The 4,449-nt window shown below is 72.7% G+C and carries 3 protein-coding genes and 1 pseudogene; 2 read left to right on the top strand and 2 right to left on the bottom strand.

Features of this window, described 5'->3' with window-relative positions; genetic code table 11:
- Window positions 1-50 precede the first annotated feature (50 nt).
- Window positions 51-530, bottom strand: a pseudogene (locus tag LIU39_RS34565) (cupin domain-containing protein); the annotation flags it as partial.
- An 824-nt stretch (window positions 531-1,354) separates the two neighbouring features.
- Window positions 1,355-2,176, bottom strand: a complete 822-nt coding sequence (locus LIU39_RS34560) for an AfsR/SARP family transcriptional regulator (RefSeq protein ID WP_227050942.1) — start codon at window positions 2,174-2,176, stop codon at window positions 1,355-1,357.
- Between the two features lie 778 nt (window positions 2,177-2,954).
- Between LIU39_RS34560 and LIU39_RS34555 the strand changes: the two genes are divergently transcribed.
- The gene (locus tag LIU39_RS34555; RefSeq protein WP_227050941.1) at window positions 2,955-3,419 is read left to right on the top strand and encodes a group II truncated hemoglobin; all 465 of its coding nucleotides are present in this window, start codon (window positions 2,955-2,957) and stop codon (window positions 3,417-3,419) included.
- Window positions 3,420-3,513: 94 nt separating this feature from the next.
- Entirely contained in the window at window positions 3,514-4,371 is an 858-nt protein-coding gene (locus LIU39_RS34550) for a metallophosphoesterase family protein (RefSeq protein ID WP_227050940.1), read from the top strand.
- Window positions 4,372-4,449: the final 78 nt, after the last annotated feature.

Here is a 4,449-nt window from a genome sequence, read left to right as displayed (position 1 = left end):
GTGGGGGGTGCGGGGCGGGGCGGGCCGGGTCAGGGTGCGGTCACTAAGGAGACATGCAGGCTGAGGGCCGGCTCCAGGGCCTCGTTGAAGAACTCGTGTGCGCAGCCGGGCGCGTAGATCTGCTGGGCGCCGCCCGGGAGCAGCCGGCCGCGGCCCGGTCCTGCGCGCTCGGTCAGCTCGCCCTCCAGGACCGTCACCACCGCGCTGGTGGTGGTGTGCCGGTGCCGGCCGCCGCGTCCGCCCGGCACCCAGCTCACCAGCCACACCCCGTACCCCGGGCCGCGGCGCAGCCGCCGTCGCCAGCAGGCGGTGGACCGGTAGCGGACCAGGGGCGCCCACCGGGCGCGGTCGGCGGCGATGGTGCGGGCCAGGCCCGCGAACTCCGCCACCGTCGCCGGGTGTTCGCGTGGGGGCTCCAGCAGATGCGCCACCTGGAGAATGTCCCCGGCGATCTGCAGATCGCTCTCGCACGGCTGCGTTTCCCCGTGCTGTTGCGGCTGGGGCGATAAGGGCCGCGTCGTCCGCGTCATCGTTCCTCCACCTCGTACGCCGGCCGCCGCGTCACGGGCGGTCAGAGCGATGATCGGACACCGGGCACGAGCCGCCTCGGAGCACCGCTGGACCGCCGGTGCAGCACCGGTCGAACGGACAACGCGCAGGTGCGGGGCGGCGGTTGCGGTGGCGTGCCGGGCGCAGGGCCGTACGCCGGGCCGGGTCAGGCCGTACACCGGGCCGTACACCGGGCCGTACGGCGGGGTGGCGGGCCGGGCGGCGAGGGCGGTGTTGACGACGGCGAGGCAGGTGCGCGGAGTGGTGGCCGCGTCGGCGAGGCAGGTGCGCGGAGTGGTGGCCGCGTCGAGGGCCTGCGCGTCGAGGTGACGGCGCAGGCCCGCTCGATGCGGCCGGTGGTCTGCAGCAGCGCCAGCGAGTCGCACCCGAGGTCACGCAAGCGCCGGTCCAGCAGCGCCGCCTGCTCCTCCGCGGCCGGTGGCCGGGCCAGGTGCTCGCCCAGGTGGCCGGCGGTGCATCCGCGCAGCAGGGCGAACAGGCCGTCCGGGGCCAGGCGCTCTTGGCGCTGACAGCGGCCCATACGGCCCTGGCGCTCCATGGCTCACCTCCGCGGACGGCTCAGCGGACGGCTCAGGCGGACGGCTCGGACGGGCGGCTCAGCGGACGGCTCAGCGGACGGCTCGGACGGGCGGCTCAGCGGGCGGCTCAGCGGGCGGCTCGGCGGGCGGCTCGGACGGTGGTCCGTGCGGTGGGGGTCCGTGCGGTGGGGGTCCGTGCGGTGGGGGTCCGTGCGGTGGGGGTCCGTGCGGTGGGGGTCCGTGCGGTGGGGGTCCGTGCGGTGGGTTCAGGCCGCGTAGAGGTCGAAGGTGGAGGTGGGGCGGTCGCCGGCGACGATGCCCAGGCGGGGGTCGACGGCGAGCATCGCCTGGTGGAGGCGCTGGAGTTGCGGGGAGGGCTCCACGCCGAGCTCCTCGATCAGCCGCCGCCGCAGCCGGCGGTAGGCGGCCAGGGCGGCGGCCTGCCGGCCGGAGCGGTAGAGGGCCACCATCGCCTGGGAGTGCAGGCCCTCGTGGCTGGGGTGGCAGGCGGTCAGGTGGGTGAGTTCGGCGAGGAGTCCGGCGTGCCGGCCCAGCCGCAGGTCGGCGTCGATGCGCCGCTCCACCGTGCACAGCCGGCTCTCCTCCAGCCGCAGCACCTCGGTCTGCAGGACCGGGCCGACCCGCACATCGACCAGGGCGGGGCCGGGGAAGAGGGCGAGGGCGGTGCGCAGGTGGCGGGCCGCACGTTCGCTGTCGCCTTCGCCGAAGGCGGCCTGGCCGCAGGCGGCGGCCTGCTCGTAGTGGTGCACGTCGACGCAGCCGGGGGCGACCTGCAGCAGATAGCCGCCGTGCCGGGTGGCCAGTACGTCCTTGGCGCCGCGGGGCGCATCCGGTCCCATCCCGGCGGACAGGCGGCGGCGCAGCTGGAGGATGTAGGTCTGCAGGGTGGTCAGGGCGCTGGGCGGCGGGGTGGGGCCCCAGATCTCCCCCATCAGGGTGGGGACGGGGATCACCTGCCCGGGATGGAGCGCCAGCAGCGCGAGGATCTGCCGCGGCTTGCCGGCGCTCGGGACGATCGAGTTCCCGTCGACGTGGGCGCTCAGCGGCCCCAGAACCTGAATCTTCACGGTCTCCTCCGTACCTGGTCACGGTCTCCTGCACACCCCGGCAGCACAGCGCGGCGCGGTGTTTTGCGGATGCGGGCGGCGAGCGCTCAAGGCAGAGACGAACGATTCCCGAGTGCCGTCAGGTGAACATAGAAGCGGGACCGGGCGGCCTCAATACGGTGCCACCGAAGGGACGACCGAAGACTTCCCGCCCGGCCCCCGGGGGATTCCGACTCCGCTGGTCAGCGGCCTGCCAGGGGGCAGCTTCGGTCTGGACGCAGACCGGGCCTGCCGCTACGTTGGCTGCACCTGCCCGGCACCGCCGCCTTCTGCCGGACCGGTTTCCGTATCACCGGACGCGAACTCCCCTGATACAGCTGACTGTTGCCCTGCCCTGCCGGAAAACCTCCCGGCTCTCGGCCGGGCGCATTCCCTGCGCATGACTGACCTACGGATACGGCCGGCCGCCACAGCCGGTGGCATGACACCGGCTGCTGCGGCCGGCTGCATGGCCGACGGATTCGGCCCGCGGACCGGAAAGAACTGCCGTGACAATGCGGGGAGTTCGTCTCCACTGTCGCTTCCGGCGTGATTGTGCAGCCCTGCGAGTGAGGCACGACGCCGCGTGCGCCGGCCCCGTCCCAGACCATCAACACTCAGCACACCAACGCTCAGCACACCACAACTCGTTCACCAACGCTCAGCACACCAACGCTCGTTCACCAACGCTCAGCACACCACAACTCGTTCATCAACGCTCGTTCATCCATGCTCACTGAAGCTCATCGGAGGTGTCGTGATGTCGGATTCGGTGCCGACCATGTACGAATGGGCCGGCGGCGCTGAGGCGCTGGAACGGCTCACGGAGGCGTTTTACCGGCGGGTCCGCAAGGACGAGTTGCTGGAGCCGCTTTTCAGGTACATGACGGATGACCATCCGCACCATGTCGCGGTCTGGATCTCGGAGGTCTTCGGCGGCCCGAAGACGTACACGCAGGAACGCGGCGGATATCCCCACATGGTCGGCCAGCACCGGGGGCGGTCCATTCAGCCGGAACAGCGTGAGCGGTGGGTGAAGCTCATGCTGGAGGCCGCCGATGAGGTCGGTATGCCCAAGGACGCGGAATTCCGGTCGGCTTTCGTGGGCTATTTCGAGTTCGGTTCGCGGCGGGCCATGGCCAATTCCCAGCCGGAGGTGAAGCCGTCCTCCCGGGAAACGATCAAGCTGTGGGGGTGGGGCGAGGCCCCGCCCGGTACCGACTGACCGCCAACCGCCCGCCCGGGCCGGGCCGGGCTTCGGTGCCCGTGCCGGGCCGGGCCGGGCGGGGTGTTCGTTCCGTCAGAGTGGGGAGGTACGCGTGTCGTTGCTCGCCGTCAGTGATCTGCATGTCCGGCATCGTGAGAACCGGGCCGTCGTGGAGGGGCTGCGGCCCACCGCGCCGCAGGACTGGCTGGTGATCGCCGGGGACACCGGTGAACTGTCCACGGACATCGCCTGGGCGCTGGGCCTGCTGGCCGAGCGGTTCGCCACGGTGGTGTGGGCGCCGGGCAACCACGATCTGTGGACCCTGCCCGGTGACCCTCTCCAGGCGCGTGGCGCCGACCGCTACGCCCACCTGGTCGAGCTCTGCCGGAGCCTGGGCATCCATACTCCCGAGGATCCCTACCCCCTGTGGCCGGGGCCGGAGGGGCCCGTCGCCGTCGCTCCGCTGTTCCTGGGCTACGACTACACCTTCACGCCCCCCGATGCCCCCGAGCCGGCGCAGGCGCTGGCCGCGGCCCGCCGTGAGGGGGTGGTGTGCACGGACGAGTTCCTGCTCCATCCCCACCCGCATCCCAGCCGGGCCGCCTGGTGCCGCCGGCGCGTGGAGTACACCGCCGGGCGCCTTGAAGCGCTCGGCCAGGACCTGCCCACCGTCCTGGTCAACCACTATCCCCTCCTGCGGGAGCCCACCCGGATCCTTCGCCATCCCCGGTTCGCCCTGTGGTGCGGCACCCGCGCCACCGCCGACTGGCACCGCCGTTTCCGCTCCCGTGCCGTCGTCTACGGGCACCTGCACGTCCCCCGCACCACCTGGCACGACGGTGTCCCCTTCCACGAGGTGTCGCTGGGCTACCCCCGCGAATGGCGCCCCCGCCCCGGCGCCCGCAGCCCCCTGACCGAAATCCTCCCCGGCAGCAGCCACCCCCTCAAAGAAGCAGCACGGACAGCATGAGCAGAGCGGGAACGGAACGCTCCTGGCCAGGGCGAGCGTTGGGGGCGAGGCGGGGCGTGGTGGGGCGGGCGTTGAGGG

It is taken from the genome of Streptomyces pinistramenti (assembly GCF_020564935.1).
Classification (GTDB): domain Bacteria; phylum Actinomycetota; class Actinomycetes; order Streptomycetales; family Streptomycetaceae; genus Streptomyces; species Streptomyces pinistramenti.
The sequence above is the reverse complement of the archived record's forward strand: the minus strand, read 5'-3'. Positions and strand labels throughout refer to the sequence as shown.